This is a genomic window from Salmonella sp. SAL04213 (assembly GCF_046550535.1).
Lineage (GTDB): Bacteria > Pseudomonadota > Gammaproteobacteria > Enterobacterales > Enterobacteriaceae > Salmonella > Salmonella enterica.
In genome coordinates, this window is record NZ_JBGDXS010000015.1 from 49,246 (window position 1) to 72,350 (window position 23,105).

18 protein-coding genes are annotated in these 23,105 nt (G+C 54.1%); 15 read left to right on the forward strand and 3 right to left on the reverse strand.

All coding sequences use genetic code 11. From position 1 onward, the window contains the following. The first annotated feature begins 229 nt into the window (after positions 1 to 229). Together gyrA and rcsC are read left to right on the forward strand one after the other, a co-directional pair. On the forward strand, positions 230 to 2,866 hold the full coding sequence (gene gyrA / locus ACLJPQ_RS21645) for a DNA topoisomerase (ATP-hydrolyzing) subunit A (RefSeq protein WP_001281271.1): 2,637 nt from the start codon (positions 230 to 232) through the stop codon (positions 2,864 to 2,866). Between the two features lie 117 nt (positions 2,867 to 2,983). Beyond that, positions 2,984 to 5,830: a two-component system sensor histidine kinase RcsC gene (gene rcsC / locus ACLJPQ_RS21650; RefSeq protein ID WP_000876084.1), complete on the forward strand. Its 2,847-nt coding sequence runs from the start codon at positions 2,984 to 2,986 to the stop codon at positions 5,828 to 5,830. Positions 5,831 to 5,932: 102 nt separating this feature from the next. Here rcsC and rcsB read toward each other — a convergent pair whose 3' ends face one another. Both rcsB and rcsD read right to left on the reverse strand, forming a co-directional pair. Then, a complete protein-coding gene (rcsB, locus tag ACLJPQ_RS21655) occupies positions 5,933 to 6,583 on the reverse strand; it encodes a response regulator transcription factor RcsB (RefSeq protein WP_001061919.1) in 651 nt (216 codons plus the stop codon). A 16-nt stretch (positions 6,584 to 6,599) separates the two neighbouring features. Beyond that, positions 6,600 to 9,269: a phosphotransferase RcsD gene (gene rcsD / locus ACLJPQ_RS21660; RefSeq protein ID WP_000083201.1), complete on the reverse strand. Its 2,670-nt coding sequence runs from the start codon at positions 9,267 to 9,269 to the stop codon at positions 6,600 to 6,602. A gap of 728 nt (positions 9,270 to 9,997) precedes the next feature. On the opposite strand from rcsD, the gene ACLJPQ_RS21665 reads away from it, so the two are divergent. The 5 genes from ACLJPQ_RS21665 (at position 9,998) to ACLJPQ_RS21685 (ending at position 15,815) form a co-directional block, all read left to right on the forward strand. After that, positions 9,998 to 11,134 carry a porin OmpC gene (locus ACLJPQ_RS21665; protein WP_023138041.1) on the forward strand — a complete coding sequence of 379 codons (1,137 nt, stop codon included), beginning with the start codon at positions 9,998 to 10,000 and terminating at the stop codon, positions 11,132 to 11,134. Positions 11,135 to 11,248: 114 nt separating this feature from the next. After that, entirely contained in the window at positions 11,249 to 12,301 is a 1,053-nt protein-coding gene (apbE, locus tag ACLJPQ_RS21670; RefSeq protein ID WP_023138042.1) for an FAD:protein FMN transferase ApbE, read from the forward strand. An 80-nt stretch (positions 12,302 to 12,381) separates the two neighbouring features. Next, positions 12,382 to 13,443 (forward strand): bifunctional DNA-binding transcriptional regulator/O6-methylguanine-DNA methyltransferase Ada, encoded by a 1,062-nt coding sequence (ada, locus tag ACLJPQ_RS21675; RefSeq protein ID WP_000975968.1) that lies wholly within the window; start codon positions 12,382 to 12,384, stop codon positions 13,441 to 13,443. A 2-nt stretch (positions 13,444 to 13,445) separates the two neighbouring features. Then, positions 13,446 to 14,096, forward strand: coding sequence for a DNA oxidative demethylase AlkB (gene alkB, locus ACLJPQ_RS21680; protein WP_023225807.1), 651 nt, complete (start codon positions 13,446 to 13,448; stop codon positions 14,094 to 14,096). Between the two features lie 75 nt (positions 14,097 to 14,171). Further along, the gene (locus ACLJPQ_RS21685) at positions 14,172 to 15,815 is read left to right on the forward strand and encodes a multidrug ABC transporter permease/ATP-binding protein (RefSeq protein WP_023138043.1); all 1,644 of its coding nucleotides are present in this window, start codon (positions 14,172 to 14,174) and stop codon (positions 15,813 to 15,815) included. 208 nt (positions 15,816 to 16,023) lie between these two features. Here the strand turns inward: ACLJPQ_RS21685 and eco are convergent, their stop codons facing one another. Next, positions 16,024 to 16,518: a serine protease inhibitor ecotin gene (gene eco / locus ACLJPQ_RS21690; protein ID WP_001550295.1), complete on the reverse strand. Its 495-nt coding sequence runs from the start codon at positions 16,516 to 16,518 to the stop codon at positions 16,024 to 16,026. A gap of 413 nt (positions 16,519 to 16,931) precedes the next feature. On the opposite strand from eco, the gene napF reads away from it, so the two are divergent. From napF to ACLJPQ_RS21730, 8 genes are all read left to right on the forward strand, one after another. After that, positions 16,932 to 17,423: a ferredoxin-type protein NapF gene (napF, locus tag ACLJPQ_RS21695; RefSeq protein ID WP_080178649.1), complete on the forward strand. Its 492-nt coding sequence runs from the start codon at positions 16,932 to 16,934 to the stop codon at positions 17,421 to 17,423. Further along, positions 17,413 to 17,676, forward strand: coding sequence for a chaperone NapD (gene napD / locus ACLJPQ_RS21700; protein ID WP_001260058.1), 264 nt, complete (start codon positions 17,413 to 17,415; stop codon positions 17,674 to 17,676). The genes napF and napD overlap by 11 nt, the downstream gene beginning before the upstream one ends. Beyond that, positions 17,673 to 20,159, forward strand: a complete 2,487-nt coding sequence (gene napA, locus ACLJPQ_RS21705) for a nitrate reductase catalytic subunit NapA (protein WP_000778097.1) — start codon at positions 17,673 to 17,675, stop codon at positions 20,157 to 20,159. Before napD ends, napA begins: the two co-directional genes overlap by 4 nt. A 6-nt stretch (positions 20,160 to 20,165) precedes the next feature. Next, a complete protein-coding gene (gene napG, locus ACLJPQ_RS21710; protein ID WP_000091679.1) occupies positions 20,166 to 20,861 on the forward strand; it encodes a ferredoxin-type protein NapG in 696 nt (231 codons plus the stop codon). Further along, on the forward strand, positions 20,848 to 21,717 hold the full coding sequence (gene napH, locus ACLJPQ_RS21715) for a quinol dehydrogenase ferredoxin subunit NapH (protein WP_000013533.1): 870 nt from the start codon (positions 20,848 to 20,850) through the stop codon (positions 21,715 to 21,717). Before napG ends, napH begins: the two co-directional genes overlap by 14 nt. A gap of 115 nt (positions 21,718 to 21,832) precedes the next feature. Next, the gene (gene napB / locus ACLJPQ_RS21720) at positions 21,833 to 22,282 is read left to right on the forward strand and encodes a nitrate reductase cytochrome c-type subunit (RefSeq protein WP_000835182.1); all 450 of its coding nucleotides are present in this window, start codon (positions 21,833 to 21,835) and stop codon (positions 22,280 to 22,282) included. Between the two features lie 9 nt (positions 22,283 to 22,291). Continuing rightward, entirely contained in the window at positions 22,292 to 22,894 is a 603-nt protein-coding gene (gene napC / locus ACLJPQ_RS21725) for a cytochrome c-type protein NapC (RefSeq protein WP_000431778.1), read from the forward strand. A 20-nt stretch (positions 22,895 to 22,914) separates the two neighbouring features. After that, positions 22,915 to 23,105 (forward strand): ATP-binding cassette domain-containing protein (locus ACLJPQ_RS21730; protein WP_139782770.1); only part of this gene is annotated, 191 nt, incomplete at its 3' end.

Sequence of the window (23,105 nt, forward strand, 5' to 3'; positions counted from 1 at the left end):
ACATGGGAGGTATTGATTTTCCAGCCTCTTCCTGGCCAGACCCCGATCTCCCCTGTGTCGCCTCTGAAGCCGATCGCCGATAAACGCCGAGACCACGCTTATAAATGAAGAGAGCATGCGGCACCCGAATAAAGCATTGTCTGGCTGCATTCCGTTTACCAGTACGTGGGCGAATGTGTTATAATTTGCGACCTTTGAATCCGGGATACAGTAGAGGGATAGCGGTTAGATGAGCGACCTTGCGAGAGAAATTACACCGGTCAACATTGAGGAAGAGCTGAAGAGCTCCTATCTGGATTATGCGATGTCGGTCATTGTTGGCCGTGCGCTGCCGGATGTCCGAGATGGCCTGAAGCCGGTACACCGTCGCGTACTTTACGCCATGAACGTATTGGGCAATGACTGGAACAAAGCCTATAAAAAATCTGCCCGTGTCGTTGGTGACGTAATCGGTAAATACCATCCCCACGGCGATTCCGCAGTGTATGACACCATCGTTCGTATGGCGCAGCCATTCTCGCTGCGTTACATGCTGGTGGATGGTCAGGGTAACTTCGGTTCTATTGACGGCGACTCCGCGGCGGCAATGCGTTATACGGAGATCCGTCTGGCGAAAATCGCCCACGAACTGATGGCCGATCTCGAAAAAGAGACGGTGGATTTCGTGGATAACTATGACGGTACGGAAAAAATTCCGGACGTCATGCCGACCAAAATTCCGAATCTGCTGGTGAACGGTTCTTCCGGTATCGCAGTAGGTATGGCGACGAATATCCCGCCGCACAACCTGACGGAAGTGATTAACGGCTGCCTGGCGTATATCGACAACGAAGACATCAGCATTGAAGGGCTGATGGAACATATTCCGGGTCCGGACTTCCCGACCGCCGCGATCATCAACGGTCGTCGTGGTATCGAAGAAGCCTACCGCACCGGTCGTGGCAAAGTGTACATTCGCGCCCGCGCGGAAGTTGAAGCTGACGCGAAAACGGGCCGTGAAACCATCATCGTCCATGAAATTCCCTATCAGGTGAACAAAGCGCGCCTGATCGAGAAAATCGCCGAGCTGGTGAAAGATAAACGCGTGGAAGGCATCAGCGCGCTGCGTGACGAATCCGACAAAGACGGGATGCGCATCGTGATTGAAGTGAAACGCGATGCGGTGGGCGAGGTGGTGCTTAATAATCTCTACTCCCAGACCCAGCTACAGGTTTCCTTCGGTATTAACATGGTGGCGCTGCATCACGGCCAGCCGAAGATCATGAACCTGAAAGACATCATTTCAGCGTTCGTGCGCCACCGCCGTGAAGTGGTGACGCGTCGTACTATTTTTGAACTGCGTAAAGCCCGTGACCGCGCGCATATCCTTGAAGCTCTGGCGATTGCGCTGGCCAACATCGACCCGATTATCGAACTGATTCGCCGCGCGCCAACGCCGGCAGAAGCAAAAGCGGCGCTGATTTCGCGTCCGTGGGATCTGGGCAACGTTGCTGCGATGCTGGAGCGCGCTGGTGATGACGCTGCGCGTCCGGAATGGCTGGAGCCAGAATTTGGCGTGCGTGACGGTCAGTATTACCTGACTGAGCAGCAGGCGCAGGCGATTCTGGATCTGCGTTTGCAGAAACTGACCGGCCTGGAGCATGAAAAACTGCTCGACGAATACAAAGAGTTGCTGGAGCAGATTGCTGAACTGCTGCACATTCTGGGCAGCGCCGATCGCCTGATGGAAGTGATCCGCGAAGAGATGGAGTTAATTCGCGATCAGTTCGGCGATGAGCGTCGTACCGAAATCACCGCCAACAGCGCCGATATTAATATCGAAGATCTGATTAGCCAGGAAGATGTTGTCGTGACGCTGTCTCACCAGGGTTACGTCAAATATCAACCGCTGACGGATTACGAAGCGCAACGTCGTGGTGGGAAAGGTAAATCTGCCGCGCGTATTAAAGAAGAAGACTTTATCGACCGCCTGCTGGTGGCCAACACCCATGACACCATTCTCTGCTTCTCCAGCCGGGGCCGTCTGTACTGGATGAAGGTCTATCAGTTGCCGGAAGCTAGCCGTGGCGCGCGCGGTCGTCCGATCGTTAACCTGCTGCCGCTGGAAGCCAACGAACGTATCACCGCGATTCTGCCGGTTCGTGAATACGAAGAAGGCGTCAACGTCTTTATGGCGACCGCCAGCGGTACCGTGAAGAAAACGGCGCTGACCGAATTCAGCCGTCCGCGTTCCGCCGGTATTATCGCGGTGAACCTCAACGACGGCGACGAGCTGATTGGCGTTGACCTGACTTCTGGTTCTGACGAAGTCATGCTGTTCTCGGCCGCGGGTAAAGTGGTGCGCTTCAAAGAAGACGCCGTCCGTGCGATGGGGCGTACCGCGACCGGTGTGCGCGGTATTAAGCTGGCGGGAGACGATAAAGTAGTCTCTCTGATCATCCCACGCGGCGAAGGCGCTATTCTGACCGTAACGCAAAACGGCTACGGGAAGCGTACCGCAGCGGACGAGTACCCGACCAAGTCTCGTGCGACGCAGGGCGTTATCTCTATCAAAGTGACCGAGCGCAACGGTTCCGTTGTCGGTGCGGTACAGGTAGACGATTGCGACCAGATCATGATGATCACGGATGCCGGTACTCTGGTGCGTACCCGTGTGTCCGAGATCAGCGTAGTGGGACGTAATACCCAGGGCGTTATCCTTATCCGCACGGCGGAAGATGAAAACGTGGTGGGTCTGCAACGCGTTGCTGAACCGGTAGATGACGAAGAACTCGACGCTATCGACGGCAGCGTGGCGGAAGGGGATGAGGATATCGCCCCGGAAGCGGAAAGCGATGACGACGTTGCGGATGACGCTGACGAGTAATGTTATTGCTGTGCGAGGGCCGGATATCCGGCCCTTTTTCTTTGCCGTTGCGGGCTACGTCATTTACCGCTACCTTAGTCACACTCTATTTACATCCTGAGGCGGAGCTTCGCCCCTTTGAAATACCTTGCTTCCTTTCGAACTACGCTGAAAGTCTCGCGCTACTTATTCAGAGCGTTAGCGTTACTCATTTGGCTCTTAATCGCCTTTGTTTCGGTGTTTTACATCGTCAATGCCCTGCACCAGCGGGAGTCTGAAATTCGTCAGGAGTTCAACCTTAGCTCCGATCAGGCGCAGCGTTTTATCCAGCGCACATCGGACGTGATGAAAGAGCTCAAATATATCGCCGAGAACCGTTTAACGGCGGAAAACGGCGTCATGTCGTCGCGTGCGCGTGATGACAAAATGGTGGTGCCGGACTTTGAACCGCTATTCGCCGACTCAGACTGTGCGGCGATGGGCTCCGCCTGGCGCGGTTCGCTGGAGTCGCTGGCATGGTTTATGCGTTACTGGCGCGACAACTTTTCAGCGGCGTATGATCTTAACCGCGTTTTCCTGATTGGCAGCGATAACCTCTGTATGGCGAATTTCGGCCTGCGTGAAATGCCCGTGGAGCGCGATGATGCGTTAAAAGCGTTACATGAGCGGATTATGAAATACCGCAACGCGCCGCAGGAAGAAAGTGGGAATAACCTTTTCTGGATAAGCCAGGGCGCGCGTCAGGGCGTGGGCTACTTTTATGCGCTGACGCCGGTGTATCTGGCCAATCGTCTGCAGGCGCTGCTGGGCGTCGAGCAGTCCATCCGTATGGAAAATTTTTTCACGCCCGGCAGTTTGCCGATGGGCGTCACTATTATTGATGAGAACGGCCATTCGCTGATTTCGTTGACCGGTCCTGACGGCAATATTAAAGCGGAGCCGCGCTGGATGCAGGAGCGCTCCTGGTTTGGTTATACGCCAGGTTTTCGTGAACTGGTACTCAAAAAAAGCCTGCCGCCATCCTCGCTCAGTATTGTCTATTCTGTGCCTGTAGATTTAGTCCTGGAGCGTATTCGTATTCTTATCCTGAACGCTATCCTGCTGAACGTGCTGGTGGGCGCAGGGCTGTTTACGCTTGCGCGGATGTATGAGCGGCGAATTTTCATTCCGGCGGAGAGCGATGCTCAGCGCCTGGAAGAACATGAACAGTTCAACCGTAAAATCGTCGCCTCCGCGCCGGTGGGGATCTGTATTCTGCGCACTATTGATGGTGTCAATATTCTGAGTAACGAACTGGCGCACACCTACCTGAACATGCTCACGCATGAAGACAGACAGCGCCTGACGCAAATCATTTGCGGCCAGCAGGTCAACTTTGTTGATGTATTGACCAGCAATAATACCAATTTGCAAATTAGCTTCGTCCATTCCCGCTATCGCAATGAAAACGTCGCGATTTGCGTGTTGGTAGATGTGAGTACGCGCGTCAAAATGGAAGAGTCGCTGCAAGAGATGGCGCAGGCGGCGGAGCAGGCAAGCCAGTCTAAATCCATGTTCCTTGCAACGGTCAGCCATGAATTGCGCACACCGCTGTACGGTATCATTGGCAATCTCGATCTGCTGCAAACCAAAGAGCTGCCAAAAGGCGTGGATCGTCTGGTCACGGCGATGAATAACTCCTCCAGTCTGTTGCTGAAAATTATCAGCGACATTCTCGACTTCTCGAAAATTGAGTCGGAACAGCTAAAGATTGAGCCGCGCGAATTTTCACCGCGAGAGGTGATGAACCATATCACCGCCAATTATCTGCCGCTGGTGGTGCGTAAGCAGCTCGGCCTGTATTGTTTTATTGAGCCTGACGTGCCGGTATCGCTGAACGGCGACCCGATGCGTTTACAGCAGGTCATTTCAAACCTGTTGAGCAACGCCATTAAGTTTACCGATATTGGCTGCATCGTGCTGCATGTGCGCTGTGATGGGGATTATCTCAGCATTCGCGTGCGGGATACCGGCGTCGGTATTCCGGCAAAAGAGGTGGTTCGCCTGTTCGATCCCTTCTTCCAGGTGGGAACCGGCGTACAGCGTAACTTTCAGGGGACCGGTCTGGGGCTGGCGATTTGCGAAAAATTGATCAGCATGATGGACGGCGATATTTCCGTCGATTCGGAGCCTGGCATGGGAAGCCAGTTTACGCTGCGCATCCCGCTTTATGGCGCGCAATACCCTGTGAAAAAGAGCGTGGAAGGACTCGCCGGAACCTGCTGTTGGCTGGCGGTGCGCAATACTTCTTTGTGCCAGTTTATTGAGACCAGTCTGGCGCGTAGCGGCGTTCATACGCAGCGTTATGAAGGGCAAGAACCCGCCGCGGACGATATTTTGATTGTCGATGACGCGCTGGAGCATACCTGGCAGGGGAGGGCGGCGGTCGTCTTTTGCCGCCGTCATATCGGGATTCCGTTGGAAAGAGCGCCGGGCGAGTGGGTGCATAGTGTGGCGTCGGTGCATGAGTTGCCCGCGCTGTTGGCGCGTATTTATAGTATTGAGCTGGATAGTGAAGCGCTTTCCAGCGCATTGCCGACGACGGATAAAACCGCAGATTCAAATGACGACATGATGATTCTGGTCGTTGACGATCATCCGATCAATCGCCGTCTGCTGGCCGATCAATTGGGATCGCTGGGGTATCAGTGTAAGACAGCCAATGATGGCGTGGACGCTCTGAATGTGCTGAGTAAAAATGCTATCGATATTGTTCTGAGCGATGTGAACATGCCGAACATGGACGGCTATCGCCTGACGCAGCGTATCCGTCAGCTTGGGCTGACGCTGCCGGTCGTCGGCGTGACGGCGAACGCGCTGGCGGAAGAGAAACAACGTTGCCTGGAGTCCGGTATGGATAGCTGTTTGTCGAAGCCTGTGACGCTGGATGTGTTGAAACAGACGCTGGCGGTGTATGCCGAGCGGGTACGTAAAACGCGGGCATAAAAAATGCCGGATGGCGGCGTCGCCTGTCCGGCCTGTAAAAGATGAGTCGACTGGTAGGCCTGATAAGCGTAGCGCCATCAGGCTGGGTAACATAAAAGCGATTTATTCTTTGTCTGTCGGACTCAGGGTGACGGAAGAGAGATAGTTGAGCAGCGCGATATCATTCTCTACGCCCAGTTTCATCATCGCCGATTTCTTCTGGCTGCTGATGGTCTTAATGCTGCGGTTGAGCTTCTTGGCGATTTCGGTGACCAGGAAGCCCTCGGCGAACAGGCGTAATACTTCGCTCTCTTTTGGCGACAGGCGCTTATCGCCGTAACCGCCTGCGCTGATTTTCTCCAGCAGGCGAGAAACGCTTTCTGGGGTGAATTTTTTGCCTTTTTGCAGCGCGGCCAGCGCCTTAGGCAGATCGGTTGGCGCACCCTGTTTGAGTACGATCCCTTCAATATCAAGATCCAACACGGCGCTCAGGATCGCCGGATTGTTGTTCATGGTCAGAACGATAATAGACAGGCTCGGAAAATGACGCTTGATGTACTTGATCAAGGTGATCCCATCGCCGTATTTATCTCCCGGCATGGAGAGGTCAGTGATCAACACATGCGCATCTAATTTCGGCAGGTTGTTGATCAATGCTGTGGAATCTTCAAATTCGCCGACAACATTCACCCACTCGATTTGTTCAAGTGATTTGCGAATACCGAACAGTACAATCGGGTGGTCATCGGCAATAATTACGTTCATATTGTTCATGTATTGGGCTACCTTGCTACAGCAAGCTTTTGACGTAGGCGTCAATGTCGCTGATATATTTTTCTATACCTGGAGCATCTTTCTCACGAATCAGATGTTCCAGCGTTTCACATAACTGCTTGCCGGGTACCAGATTAAGCATGGCAAACACCCCTTTCAGGCGGTGGGCCGTTTGGGCCAGCGCAGCGAAATCGCTGGTTGCCGCCTCAGTATACAACCTCTTAACATCATCCGGTACTGTGTCTACAAATAGCGCATAATAGCCGCTGGCATGAAGCTCGGCATTTTCATCTCCGCCGAGCGGGGAGGCGGGAATCTCTTCCTGCGCCAGCTGCTCTTCGATAAGTTGTAGTACAGCTTCCTGCATAGCATTGCTCATATTAAAGTTGACGCGCAACTGACCCGGGCCAATTTTCCGCACGCCTGACTCATCATCGCTTAAAAGCAAGCCCGAGGCAGTAAGATTAGACGGATTATCCGTTAAAAAGAGATCATATTCTTGACTTATCTGCCTTTCATCCGGCGTGATGCAGGTGGCGCCCCAGTTTTCTAACTGACGCAGCACAATCGCGCGAACCTCGTTGGACGTCACATCGACCATCACGCTCACGTCGTCCAGCAGGCGCTCTTCGACCTGAGTATGCTGATCGTGAGGAAGCATTTTGACATGAACGGTATAGCGCGTGCCCAGCGTTTCTCGCGCTTTAATGTTGAGATGACCGCCCAGTTTGCGCGCCAGTTGATTGCACAGCCAGAAGGTGAGCGGATTCGCTTTGCCGTAACGATCGCCCTGCGTTTCATTCATATACGGGAAATGCAGATTATCAATCTCGTTTAACGTTACACCTTCGCCCGTATCCAGAATACGGAAAGTCAGACGCTCCGCGATAGATTCATCCTGCTCGACTTCAAGCGTAATTTTACCCATAGCAGTCGTCGTGACGGCATACTGAATCAACAGCAGCAAAATCCGGCGCAGGGCGTCGCGATCGCCCCAGCGTTCATCGTTGCCGCTAAGATGGTTATTAATCAGCAGTTGCAGCCCTTTACGCTTAATGGCGGGCAGCACTTCCGGCACGACTTCGTCAATAAGATCCTGCAGGGAGAACAGCGTTGCTTCGCTCTTCCATGCGTCATTTTCCAGCATATTCGCCAGTTGGATTTCATCGATCATACGTACCAATACATCCGCCTGATCCGCCAGTTTCAGGCTTTCCGGCGTGGTGACTGCCGCGGCGTTAACCGCCAGTTGGCGTACGGGCTCTTTAAGCGTGTTGCTGATATTTTGCATAAAGGCGGCGCGGCCCTGCTGATTCTTCTCATACAAACGCTGCGCCTGTTTAAGCTTCTTATTCACCAGAACTTCCCGGTCCTGATCGCGAATAATAAAGATCTGCGTGCGGGGAGCGATCTGGCTGCGAAACAGACGGATCTCATACAGTTCGTTATTAATTGTCGCCTGAATCACGCCCTGATGCTGTTCCGCCATGCTGGTAATATTTTGCAGGTTAAGATGCGGCAACAGATGATCGGCGATTTTATTGCTGATCACGGTGCGGTTGCCTTCCTGATCGTAGACCAGCAGACCCAGCGGCAGCAGAGAAACGATCTCTTCATTAATGGCGCGTAAGACGCGAAGCTCATTATTCGCCGCGTTGCCGGATGTCGATTCCGTCGACCGTCCCGGCTGATGACGGAACGTGGCGTAGCCAAATAACGCCAACGCCAGCAGCCCGATGTTCAGCAGTAAAGGCAGCAAAATATTTTGCAGCGTATCAAGCAAAAGCGTACCGAACGGTACCTGCCAGATCAGGCGCATTCCGGTAGAGTTAAGCGCTGAGGAGATCTCAATTTTTGAACCGTTAAAGCTAATCGTGACGCTATCAGGCGCTTCCTTTTCACTGCTTCGCCCCGTCGCCTGGGTTGCGTCAGGCTCTATCCGAAAACTGTCCAGCGGCATTCCCGGCGGGATTAAATCATTAATGGGCAGATCAAACGCCACCACGGTCGCCAGATGTCCTGGCTGATTGAAGGTCGTGCGCAGCGTAAAATAGTGACCGTTTTGCCAGGCCAGTTTTCGCAATGAGGAGAAACTTTCGCGCTCATCCAGCGCATTCGCCTGCTGCAACATCTCTGCCCGGCGGGAATCGACGATATTGCCAATAGTGGACTCTTTAAAGCCGGAAGAGAGATCTTTCAACGGTAGGGTAGAGATAAGAATCAGGCTGTTATCCTGTCCGTTGAGGTAATACATTGACCATGGCACGTTTTCCGCGCCCCACAGCGTATCCAGATAGGTTGACATACGCTGCGTCATTTCCAGCGTGGCGCTGTCATGGGAACCGAAAATCAGCGCTTCAGTTTTACGTCGCGGCTTTTCAAGATAATACACATCCTGCTTCAGACGCGTTTCCTGAAGTCCTTCACCTGTCGATGGCGTAGTGGTCGCGGCGATGTTGTCATAAATTTGCCAGGTAACATACCGCCAGGTATCCACGCGTTTATGAATAGCGTGGGTGATATCGACAATTTGATAGCTTTTGTCTTTCAACCAGGCGTTGACGGCGCTCTGTACCATAACGCCCATCGTTACCAGCAGCACAATGATCAGCAATAAGAAGAAACGGGTAATGCTTCCCGGTAGAAGGGAGAATCGGGTAGAGACCGTTGTGTCAGACTGACTCATTTATGTTTACGACCTGTAAAAGCAACGCTGAAGGTGAAGGGCAGTATAAAGGGTAATGAATGAATTTCCAGACTCTTACGTCATGCCGGGCAACTTAACACGCGCTCCGTCGGCGGGACGGGAAAAGCGTACAACCTTCGCAGAACGGTACAAATATAAAGACTACTTATAAATGTTTAGCACTAAATATCAAGAAATTATTTGCTAATGTCTTACGAACGGTCGAGCAGGGGAGTGTAGTGAATAACCGTGATAGTTTTAGGCAGGTAGCATAAATCAGCCGGGTGTGTCTGAAAAAGGGTAAAAAAAACCGAATGCGAAGCATCCGGTTGAAATAGGGGTAAACAGACATTCAGAAGTGAATGACGGTAATAAATAAAGTTAATGATGATAGCGGTCACTATTTTAGTTGCGAATGAAGATTCTGTTTTATCATTCAGTGCTATGAATTTCATCAATTTAACCCATTGATTTTAAAAGTCTCGTGAATATATTTTGTCTATTTGTGCTTATTTTTACTTGATTTTTGCTTTAAAAAAGTTCCGTAAAATTCATATTTTGAAACATCTATGTAGATAACTGTAACATCTTAAAAGTTTTAGTATCATATTCGTGTTGGATTATTCTGTATTTTTGCGGAGAATGGACTTGCCGACTGGTTAATGAGGGTTAACCAGTAAGCAGTGGCATAAAAAAGCAATAAAGGCATATAACAGAGGGTTAATAACATGAAAGTTAAAGTACTGTCCCTCCTGGTACCAGCTCTGCTGGTGGCGGGCGCAGCGAATGCGGCTGAAATTTATAATAAAGACGGCAACAAATTAGACCTGTTTGGTAAAGTTGATGGCCTGCACTACTTCTCTGACGACAAAGGCAGCGACGGCGACCAGACCTACATGCGTATCGGCTTCAAAGGCGAAACGCAGGTTAACGATCAGCTGACCGGTTATGGCCAGTGGGAATATCAGATTCAGGGCAACCAGACTGAAGGCAGCAACGACTCCTGGACGCGTGTGGCGTTTGCGGGTCTGAAATTCGCTGACGCAGGCTCCTTCGATTATGGTCGTAACTACGGCGTAACTTATGACGTGACCTCCTGGACCGACGTTCTGCCGGAATTCGGCGGCGACACCTACGGCGCTGACAACTTTATGCAGCAGCGTGGTAACGGCTATGCCACCTACCGTAACACCGACTTCTTCGGCCTGGTGGATGGTCTGGACTTCGCGTTGCAGTATCAGGGCAAAAACGGCAGCGTGAGCGGTGAAAACAAGAGTGGTCGTAGCCTGCTGAACCAGAACGGCGACGGTTACGGCGGATCGCTGACTTATGCAATCGGCGAAGGCTTCTCTGTCGGTGGCGCTATCACCACGTCTAAACGTACTGCCGATCAGAACAACACCGCTAACGCTAGCCTGTATGGTAACGGCGATCGCGCCACGGTCTACACCGGCGGCCTGAAATACGATGCGAACAACATCTATCTGGCAGCGCAGTATTCTCAGACCTATAACGCAACCCGTTTTGGTACCTCTAACGGTAGCAACCCGTCCACCTCTTACGGTTTTGCCAACAAAGCGCAGAACTTTGAAGTGGTTGCTCAGTACCAGTTCGACTTTGGTCTGCGTCCGTCTGTGGCTTACCTGCAGTCTAAAGGTAAGGACATCAGCAACGGTTACGGCGCCAGTTATGGCGACCAGGACATCGTAAAATACGTTGATGTCGGCGCGACTTACTACTTCAACAAAAACATGTCCACCTATGTTGATTACAAAATCAACCTGCTGGATAAAAACGACTTTACCCGCGATGCGGGCATCAACACCGACGACATCGTAGCGCTGGGTCTGGTTTACCAGTTCTAATCAGCAAAAGATGTTGCTAAAGGGCCTACGGGCCCTTTTTTCATGCCTTATTCCGGCGTACAAATACGACGTTTTGATATACGCTTGCGTCCATTCGAATGAGGATAAACAGCGATGAAAATGACTTTTTGCCGGGCCGTGTGTCTGGCGGCGGCTTTTTTACTTATGGGCTGCGATGAGGCTCCCGAAACGACAACAGCGTCACCTGCCGCTCAGGTGCTGGAAGGTAAAACGATGGGGACCCTCTGGCGGGTGAGCGTGGTTGGTATCGATGCGAAACGCGCCGCAGAGTTACAGACTAAAATCCAGACTCAGCTTGATGCTGATGATTGGTTGCTTTCTACCTATAAAAATAACTCCGCGCTGATGCGTTTTAACCATTCACGCAGTCTTGCGCCCTGGCCGGTCAGCGAAGCCATGGCGGATATCGTGACCTCGGCGCTACGTATTGGCGCGAAGACGGATGGCGCGATGGATATCACCGTGGGCCCGCTGGTCAATCTGTGGGGGTTTGGACCGGATCGGCAGCCGCTGCATATCCCAACACCAGCACAAATCGATGCGGCAAAAGCGAAAACAGGCCTGCAACATTTGCAGGTTATCGACAGGGCTGGACATCAGTTTTTGCAAAAAGATCTGCCGGATCTTTATGTTGATCTCTCCACGGTCGGGGAGGGCTATGCGGCGGATCACCTGGCGCGTCTGATGGAGCAGGAGGGCATTGCGCGTTATCTGGTCTCGGTGGGCGGCGCATTAAGCAGTCGCGGGATGAATGCGCAAGGGCTGCCGTGGCGCGTCGCGATTCAGAAGCCGACCGACCGGGAAAACGCGGTGCAGGCGATTGTGGATATCAACGGGCATGGCATCAGCACCTCCGGCAGCTACCGCAACTATTATGAGCTGGATGGCAAGCGCGTATCGCACGTTATCGATCCGCAAACGGGGCGCCCCATTGAACACAACCTGGTATCGGTTACGGTTATCGCGCCAACGGCGCTGGAAGCGGACGGCTGGGACACCGGCCTGATGGTGCTTGGTACGCAAAAGGCGCAAGAGGTCGTCCGGCGGGAAGGGCTGGCGGTCTTTATGATCATGAAAGAAGGTGAAGGCTTTAAAACCTGGATGTCGCCGCAGTTCAAAACGTTCCTGGTGAGCGATAAGAATTAAAACGCAAGATTACGGGTTTTTGTGGGCGGATTTACGGACACACTGCATGTAAGCAAGCACTATGCTTAATGAAGGAGTCTATGATGAAAAAAGCGTTACTTACCGATGATGAATGCTGGCTGCGGGTGCAGGCGCGCGATGCCAGCGCGGATGGGCGTTTCGTTTTTGCGGTGCGAACCACCGGCGTTTTTTGCCGCCCTTCTTGTCGCTCGAAGCGGGCGTTACGTAAAAATGTTCGCTTTTTTGCCAACGCGCAGCAGGCGCTGGACGCCGGTTTTCGCCCCTGCAAGCGCTGTCAGCCGGATAATGCGCGCGCGCAGCAACGGCGGTTGGATAAGATTGCCTGCGCCTGCCGTTTACTTGAGCAGGAGACGCCGGTAACGCTGGCGTCTCTGGCGCAGGCGGTGGCGATGAGTCCGTTTCATCTGCACCGTTTGTTTAAAGCGAGCACCGGAATGACGCCGAAAGGGTGGCAGCAGGCGTGGCGCGCCCGGCGGCTGCGTGAGGCGTTGGCGAAAGGAGAGCCGATCACGGCGGCTATTTATCGCGCCGGCTTCCCGGATAGCAGTAGCTACTACCGTCATGCCGACCAGACGCTGGGCATGACGGCAAAACAGTTTCGCAAAGGCGGCGATAATGTCTCCGTTCGCTATGCGCTGACGGACTGGGTTTACGGACGGTGCCTGGTGGCGGAGAGCGAGCGGGGGATTTGCGCGATTCTCCCCGGTGATAGCGACGACGCGCTACTGGCTGAATTACACACCCTTTTCCCGGCGGCCCGCCACGAACCTGCTGACGCGCTTTTTCAGCAACGGGTGCGGCAGGTTGTCGCGGCTATCAACACACGCGATGTGCTGCTCTCGTTGCCGCTGGATATTCAGGGAACCGCGTTTCAACAGCAGGTCTGGCAGGCGTTATGCGCAATTCCCTGCGGCGAAACCGTAAGCTATCAACAGCTTGCCGCGACTATCGGCAAACCCACGGCGGTACGCGCGGTCGCCAGCGCGTGCGGCGCGAATAAACTGGCGATGGTGATCCCGTGTCATCGGGTCGTGCGTCGTGATGGCGCGCTCTCCGGTTATCGTTGGGGCGTGCGTCGAAAAGCGCAGCTATTAAAGCGAGAAGCGCAAAAAGAGGAGTAGCAATGCTGGATCTATTTGCTGATGAAGCGCCCTGGCAAGAGCCCCTGGCGCCTGGCGCGGTGGTGTTGCGCCGCTTTGCGTTTCGCGCGGCGCAGTCGCTATTAGACGATATCGGTTTTGTCGCCAGTCAGTCTCCGTTTCGTCAGATGGTGACGCCGGGCGGCTACACCATGTCGGTGGCGATGACCAACTGCGGCGCGTTAGGGTGGACCACCGATCGTCACGGTTATTGTTATGCCGTGCGCGATCCGTTGACCGATAAACCCTGGCCTGCGCTGCCGTTATCGTTTGCCAGCGTATGTCGTCAGGCGGCAATCGCGGCAGGGTATGAGAGCTTCCAACCGGACGCCTGCCTGATCAATCGCTACGCGCCCGGCGCAAAACTGTCGCTGCATCAGGATAAAGACGAGCCGGATCTGCGCGCGCCTATCGTCTCAGTTTCGTTGGGGGTGCCGGCGGTTTTTCAGTTTGGCGGCCTGCGTCGCAGCGATCCGCTCCAGCGGATCTTACTGGAGCATGGCGATATCGTGGTCTGGGGCGGCGAGTCCCGGCTGTTTTATCATGGTATCCAGCCGCTTAAAGCGGGCTTTCATCCCATGACCGGTGAATTTCGTTACAATCTCACCTTCCGTCAGGCGGCTGAAAAAGAATAAAAATAAGAATTATTATTGCTGTGCAGGTGGAGTTAGTTAAACTGCGGGCTGTTATTATCGGTCCGGGTTGTATGCATGGAACTTCTTATTCTTGTCTGGCGGCAGTACCGCTGGCCATTTATTAGCGTGATGGCACTGAGCCTCGCCAGCGCGGCGCTGGGGATTGGCCTGATCGCGTTTATCAATCAGCGCCTGATTGAAACGGTGGACACCACCGTCATGGTGCTGCCGGAATTTCTCGGTCTGCTCCTGTTACTAATGGTCGTCACATTAGGTTCCCAACTGGCGCTCACCACTCTGGGACACCATTTCGTTTACCGCCTGCGCAGCGAATTTATCAAGCGCATTCTGGATACGCACGTTGAACGCATTGAGCAACTGGGCAGCGCCTCTTTACTGGCCGGTCTGACCAGCGATATTCGCAATATTACTATCGCCTTTGTGCGTCTGCCTGAGCTGGTACAGGGCATTATCCTCACCGTCGGCTCGGCGGCGTATCTGGCGATGCTATCGACAAAAATGCTGCTGGTTACGGCTATCTGGATGGCGGTCACTATCTGGGGCGGATTTGTGCTGGTGGCGCGGGTTTACCAGCATATGGCGACCCTGCGCGAGACCGAAGATAAGCTGTACAACGACTATCAGACGGTGCTGGAAGGACGCAAAGAGCTGACGCTAAACCGCGAGCGTGCGGAGCAGATTTTTCAGCAATGCTATACCCCGGACGCCAAAGAGTACCGTCATCACATTATCCGTGCCGATACTTTTCACCTGAGCGCCGTCAACTGGTCGAATATCATGATGCTGGGGGCGATAGGCCTGGTCTTCTGGATGGCGAATAGTCTCGGCTGGGCGGATACCAACGTCGCGGCGACCTATTCACTGACGTTGCTGTTCCTGCGCACGCCGCTGCTGTCTGCGGTGGGGGCGTTGCCAACGCTACTGACCGCCCAGGTGGCGTTTAATAAACTGAATAAATTCGCGCTCGCCCCGTATAAGCCTGATTTTCCGCAGCCGAAAGCCTTTCCCGACTGGAAGACGCTGGAGCTGCGCAACGTGGTTTTCCACTATCAGGATAACGCGTTTTCCGTGGGGCCCATCAACCTGACGATTCACCGCGGCGAACTGCTGTTTTTAATTGGCGGCAACGGTAGCGGGAAATCGACGCTGGCCATGTTATTGACCGGTTTATACCAGCCGCAATCGGGAACGATTTTACTTGATGGTCAACCTATTGCCGCCGGGCAGCCGGAAGATTATCGCAAACTGTTTTCTGCGGTGTTTACCGATGTGTGGTTATTCGACCGCCTGCTGGGGCCGCAGGGGAAACCCGCCAATTCCGCGCTGGTCGAAAAGTGGCTTGAGCACCTGAAAATGACGCACAAGCTGGAGCTAAACGACGGGCGCATTTTGAATCTTAAACTGTCGAAAGGGCAAAAAAAGCGCATTGCGCTGCTGCTGGCGCTGGCGGAAGAGCGCGATATTATTTTGCTGGATGAGTGGGCCGCCGATCAGGACCCGCATTTCCGCCGGGAATTTTATCAGGTACTGTTGCCGTTAATGCAGGAAATGGGCAAAACCATTTTCGCCATCAGCCATGATGATCACTATTTTATTCATGCCGATCGTCTGCTTGAAATGCGCAACGGACAGCTAACCGAACTCACCGGCGACGAACGTGACGCCGCCTCGCGTGATGCGGTTGCGCGTACTGCGTAATGGACTATGGCGCCGGATGAACCACCTGATGGCAGCCCTACGTCCGCACGCGGGTAGGCCTGATAAGATGCCACGCGTCGCCACCAGGCATCGGGGTATTTTTTGCGGCGGGCGAGCGGATTTCCAGACGTGTTTTAAAAAGAACCCCGGAGCGCTGCGTGAGCCGGCGTGTTCAGATGCCCGGTAAGTGTGACCGGGCAGCGTAACATTATCGCGCGACGGCGTTCTGTACGTTAGCGTCCGCTTTCCAGATGCGGTATTTCACGTCTACATTCGCCGGGGTATACACCACGATCGGCAGCTTGCTGTTGTAGCGCAGCATCCCGTCTTCACCCAGCCAGGCGGTGACGAATTTTTGCTCTTTCTTACCTTCAGGGCAGGCCATCATGGTTGATACCGGAGAGGTGACGTTATCAAAGACATAATAGTCATAGCCCCAGCCTTCCAGCGTTTTTGTTTCCAGCGTGCCGCCGAGGCGATGCTGGTTACAATCCACATTCAGCGTTTGGCCAATCAACAGTTCCACTTTGAGGGTAGATTCATCCTGCTGAGGGGTAAGGGTTATCACTTGCCGCTTCATTCCTTTTTCCGCCTGCGGATAGGGGGCGATTTTCTCCAGCGGCTGGGCGGTATCGCTATTGTTAGCCCAGGCAGAGGCGCTGGCGAGGGCGGCGAAGACGACGGCAGGGACAAACATCTTCATTTGATTGTTCACAGTATTTCCTTTCTGCTGTTTTCGGTATGCACGGACAACAGATTAACACATTCATATTATCTATTAATCTGTATTTACTCATATTTTCAAGATTATTAATAAAATAGCGTCTTTTTATATAGTGGAATATTCCGATATTGATAATGTAAATGGAATTATCAGCTATTAGTGGTTTTCGTTATATAGGTAGCTATATAACTCATTGAAATGTGAGAAAAAGCACGTTTACGGGTCTTTACCCGGCACTCTTTTGATCCGGCAACAGCATTTACCTCTATCGGGGTATGCATCTCTTACACATCCTGAAATATCTTATTTACAAAAATAACTACTCATAAATTGTACGGTTTTTATTGGTATTCACTCCCTATGGAAGCGTGTCGTTATGGAAGGGCGATATCATGGTTGATTTATCCCGTCGAAGCATGTTGACCGGCAGTTGGCGCAACGCCAGCAATGGGATTCTTCCGCCGTGGGCCAGAGAAACAACCTATTTTCTCGCACATTGTCTGCGTTGCGACGCCTGCATCCAGGCGTGTGAGGCCGACATCCTGCAGCGAGGGACGGGGGGGTATCCGAGCGTAGATTTCAAACGGGGCGAGTGCAGCTTTTGTTATGCCTGCGCGCAGGCCTGTACCGAATCGCTTTTTCTTCCGCGCCACACCAGGGCCTGGGATCTGGTTTTTACGCTCACGGAAAACTGCCTCGCCAGGCAATCGGTTGAATGCCATCGTTGCCAGGACAGTTGTGAACCTATGGCCATTACCTTTCGTCCCACGCTATCCGGCATTTACCAGCCGCAGCTTGACCCGCAGGCCTGTCACGGATGCGGGGCGTGTGTGGCTATCTGTCCCGTGTCAGCCATCAAAGCGGAGAACCACCATGCGCACTAACTGGCAGGTCTGTAGCCTGGTCGTGCAGGCCAAAAGTCAGAACATCGCCGCCATTGGCACACAGTTGAACACGTTGCCGGGTTGCGAAGTCGCGTTAAGCGATGTTGAAAGCGGGCAGCTGATCGTGGTGGCGGAAGCAGACCAGAGTGAAACGCTGATGCAAACAATTGAGTCAGTACGCAATGTCGAGGGCGTACTGGCGGTGTCGCTGGTTTATCACCAGCAGGATGAGCAAGGTGAGGAAACACCATGAAACTCAGTCGTCGTAGCTTTATGAAAGCTAACGCCGTTGCGGCCGCTGCGGCGGCTGCCGGTCTGAGCGTGCCGGGCGTCGCCCGCGCCGTTGTCGGGCAGCAGGAAGCCATCAAATGGGATAAAGCGCCGTGCCGTTTTTGCGGAACGGGTTGCGGTGTGTTAGTGGGCACGCAGCAGGGCCGTGTGGTCGCCTGCCAGGGCGACCCCGACGCGCCGGTCAACCGTGGTCTGAACTGCATTAAAGGCTACTTCCTGCCCAAAATCATGTACGGTAAAGATCGTCTGACGCAGCCGATGCTGCGCATGAAAGACGGCAGCTATCACAAAGACGGCGAGTTTACGCCGGTGAGCTGGGAACAGGCCTTCGATGTGATGGAGGAGAAGTTTAAAACCTCCCTGAAAGAGAAAGGACCAGAAGCGATCGGCATGTTTGGATCGGGTCAATGGACCATCTGGGAAGGCTATGCCGCCGCGAAACTGTTCAAGGCTGGTTTCCGCTCTAACAACATCGACCCGAACGCGCGTCACTGCATGGCCTCGGCGGTGGTGGGCTTTATGCGCACCTTTGGCATGGATGAACCGATGGGCTGCTACGACGATATTGAGCAGGCCGATGCGTTTGTGCTGTGGGGTTCCAACATGGCGGAGATGCACCCGATTTTATGGTCGCGCATCACTAACCGCCGTTTGTCCGACCCGAACGTGAAGGTTGCCGTCCTCTCCACCTTCCAGCACCGTAGCTTTGAGCTGGCGGACAACGGTATTGTCTTTACCCCGCAAAGCGATCTGGTGATCCTTAACTATATCGCGAATTACATTATTCAGAACAACGCGGTAAATCAGGATTTCTTCACAAAGCATGTGAACCTGCGTAAAGGGGCGACGGATATCGGCTACGGCTTACGCCCGACGCACCCGCTGGAAAAAGCGGCGAAGAATCCGGGCTCCGATGCTTCCGAGCCGATGAGCTTCGACGAGTATAAAGCCTTCGTGGCGGAATATACGCTGGACAAGACCGCTGAAATGACCGGCGTGCCGAAAGATCAACTGGAACAGTTGGCGCAGCTCTACGCCGATCCGAATAAGCGCGTGATCTCTTACTGGACGATGGGTTTTAACCAGCATACTCGCGGCGTGTGGGCGAATAACCTGGTTTACAACCTCCATCTGCTGACCGGAAAAATCTCTCAGCCTGGCTGCGGTCCTTTCTCGCTGACCGGCCAGCCTTCCGCCTGCGGTACGGCGCGTGAAGTGGGAACCTTCTCACACCGTCTGCCCGCAGACATGGTCGTGACGAACGAAAAACACCGTGATATCTGCGAAAAACACTGGCAGATCCCCGCTGGCACTATTCCGGCAAAAGTGGGTTTACACGCGGTGGCGCAGGATCGCGCGTTGAAAGACGGCAAGCTGAACGTCTACTGGGTAATGTGTAATAACAATATGCAGGCCGGGCCGAACATCAATGAAGATCGGATGCCGGGCTGGCGCGATCCGCGTAACTTTATCATTGTCTCCGATCCTTACCCGACGGTGAGCGCGCTGTCTGCGGATCTGATCCTGCCGACCGCCATGTGGGTTGAGAAAGAAGGCGCTTACGGCAACGCCGAACGCCGCACGCAGTTCTGGCGTCAGCAAATTAAAGCGCCGGGCGAAGCTAAATCCGACCTCTGGCAACTGGTGCAGTTCTCCCGTCGTTTTAAAACCGAGGAGGTCTGGCCGGAGGCGTTGCTGGCCCAGAAGCCGGAGCTGCGCGGTAAAACGCTGTATGACGTTCTGTTCGCCACGCCGGCGGTCAGCAAATTCCCGCTGAGCGAGCTGAAAGAGGATCAGTTAAACGATGAGTCTCGTGAGCTGGGCTTCTATCTGCAAAAAGGACTGTTTGAAGAATACGCCTGGTTTGGACGTGGCCACGGGCACGATCTGGCGCCGTTCGACGATTACCACAACGCGCGCGGTCTGCGCTGGCCGGTCGTCGAAGGCAAAGAGACGCAATGGCGTTACAGCGAAGGCAACGACCCGTATGTAAAAGCGGGGGAAGGGTACAAATTCTACGGTAAACCGGATGGCAAAGCGGTGATCTTCGCGCTGCCATTTGAACCTGCGGCGGAGTCGCCGGACAACGAGTACGATCTGTGGCTTTCCACCGGTCGCGTGCTGGAACACTGGCATACCGGCAGTATGACGCGCCGCGTGCCTGAATTGCATCGCGCCTTCCCGGAAGCAGTGGTCTTTATTCACCCGCTGGATGCGAAAGCGCGCGATCTGCGTCGTGGGGATAAGGTTAAAGTGTCGTCCCGCCGCGGCGAAGTGATTTCGATTGTCGAAACGCGTGGACGTAACCGTCCGCCGCAGGGACTGGTGTATATGCCGTTCTTCGATGCCGCTCAGCTAGTGAACAACCTGACGCTGGATGCGACGGACCCGCTCTCTAAAGAGACGGACTTCAAGAAGTGCGCCGTTAAGCTGGCGAAGGTGTAACGCGTTATGTCCCGTACAGCGAAACCCCAAAATGGCCGCCGCCGCTTCCTGCGTGATGTTGTGCGCACTGCGGGCGGGCTGGCGGCGGTTGGCGTGGCGCTGGGCTTGCAACAGCAAACCGCGCGCGCAACGGGCGTGCGGCTGCGTCCGCCTGGCGCGCTGAATGAAAATGTCTTCGCCAGCGCCTGTGTGCGCTGCGGGCAGTGCGTTCAGGCGTGTCCATACGACACGCTAAAACTGGCGACGCTGGCCTCCGGGCTATCGGCAGGCACGCCCTATTTCGTCGCTCGCGACATCCCCTGCGAAATGTGTGAAGACATTCCGTGCGCCAAAGTCTGCCCCAGCGGGGCGCTGAATAAAGATATCGCTTCCATTGATGACTCGCGCATGGGGCTGGCGGTGCTGCTGGATCAGGAAAACTGCCTCAACTTTCAGGGGCTGCGCTGCGACGTTTGTTACCGCGAATGCCCGAAAATCGATGAGGCCATCACGCTGGAGCTGGATCGCAACATGCGCACCGGCAAACATGCGCGCTTTCTGCCCACCGTACACAGCGACGCCTGTACCGGCTGCGGCAAATGCGAAAAAGTCTGCGTACTGGAGCAACCAGCGATAAAAGTGTTGCCGTTGTCATTGGCGAAAGGGGAGTTAGGACACCATTACCGCTTCGGCTGGCTGGAGGGGAAAGATGGCAAATCGTAAACGCGACGCCGGGCGAGAAGCGCGGGCGAAAAAAGGCTGGTGGCGTAGCCACCGCTGGCTGGTGTTACGCCGTATCAGCCAGTTTATGGTGCTGGGGATGTTTCTCAGCGGCCCGTGGCTGGGCTTTTGGGTTTTGCATGGCAACTACAGCAGTAGTTTGCTGTTCGATACCCTCCCGTTGACCGATCCGCTGATTACCCTGGAAAGTCTCGCCAGTGGACATCTTCCCGCTACCGTGGCGCTGACGGGAGCAGTGATTATCGCTGTGCTGTATGCGCTGGCGGGAAAGCGATTATTTTGCAGTTGGGTTTGCCCGCTAAACCCCGTTACCGATTTGGCTAACTGGATGCGCAGGAAATTTGACCTGAACCAGTCTGCGACGATTCCACGCCATATACGGTACGTCCTTCTGGTGGTGGTGTTAATCGGTTCGGCCTTGACCGGCACGCTGCTGTGGGAATGGATTAATCCCGTGTCGCTGTTAGGCCGTAGTCTGGTTATGGGATTTAGTAGCGGCGCGTTGCTGATTATTGCTTTGTTTTTATTTGATTTATTAGTCGTTGAGCACGGTTGGTGCGGCCATATTTGCCCGATGGGCGCGCTGTATGGCGTGCTGGGCAGTAAAGGCGTAGTGACCGTGACGGCCAAAAAACGTGAGAAATGTAATCGCTGTATGGATTGTTTTCATGTTTGCCCGGAACCGCATGTGCTACGTGCGCCGGTGCTGGATGAGCAAAGCCCGGCGCAGGTCACTCACCGCGACTGCATGACCTGCGGTCGCTGCGTGGATGTCTGTTCTGAGGATGTTTTTACAATAACGATACGCAACATCATTCGGGATGCATCGCGGCGGTAAGCGAGGAAATCCCCGGGAGCATAGATAACGATGTGACTGGGATTTTCGAGCGCAGCCAACAAAGAGGCAGCTCGAAGGATGAAGTGTAAATGCGATGGAGTTCGGGAGCGAAACAATGAAAAGCCATGACCTGATGAAAGCGCTGTGTCAATGGATGGCCACGCTTGCCCTGGTGGTAAGTGGTGCGGTTTGGGCGGCAAACGGAGTGGATCTGAGCCAGTCGCCGGAAGTATCCGGGACGCAGGAAGGGGCGATTCGTATGCCGAAAGAGCAGGAACGTATGCCGCTAAATTACGTCAACCAGCCGCCGATGATCCCGCACAGCGTCGAGGGCTACCAGGTGACGACCAATACCAACCGCTGTCTGCAATGCCACGGCGTGGAAAGTTATCGTACGACGGGCGCGCCGCGTATCAGTCCGACGCACTTTATGGACAGCGACGGTAAAGTGTCGGGCAACGTCGCGCCACGTCGTTATTTCTGCCTGCAGTGCCACGTACCGCAGTCTGATACCGCGCCGATTATCGACAATACCTTTACCCCCTCGCAAGGTTACGGGAAATAAGAGGTCATTATGGAAAATTCTAACCGTAAACCCGGCTGGATAAAGCGCGTCTGGCGATGGTGGCGCAGCCCCAGCCGCCTGGCGTTGGGGACGCTGCTGTTAATCGGTTTTATCGGCGGCATCATCTTCTGGGGCGGCTTCAATACCGGAATGGAAAAGGCTAACACCGAAGAGTTTTGTATTAGCTGCCATGAAATGCGCAACACGGTGTATGAGGAGTATATGGAAACCGTCCACTACAACAACCGTAGCGGCGTTCGTGCCACCTGTCCTGACTGCCATGTGCCGCATGAGTGGGGGCCGAAGATGATCCGTAAGATCAAAGCCAGTAAAGAACTGTACGCGAAGGTATTTGGGCTGATAGATACACCGCAGAAATTTGAAGCTCATCGCCTGACAATGGCACAAAATGAGTGGCGGCGCATGAAAGACAACAACTCGCAGGAATGCCGTAACTGCCACAATTTCGACTTTATGGATCTGACCGCGCAAAAAGGCGTCGCGGCGAAAATGCACGATCAGGCGGTAAAAGATGGACAGACCTGTATCGATTGCCACAAAGGGATCGCGCATAAACTGCCGGATATGCGTGATGTTAAACCAGGTTTCTGACAGGACGTTGATGAGTGGGAATGCTTGAAGCCAGAGATCTGTACTGCGAGCGGGACGAGAGGACGCTGTTCAGTGGGCTGTCGTTCACCGTGGACGCCGGGGAGTGGGTGCAGGTCACCGGCGGCAACGGCGCCGGAAAAACCACCCTGCTGCGCCTGCTGACCGGGCTGGCGCGCCCGGACGGCGGCGAGGTGTACTGGCAGGGCGAGCC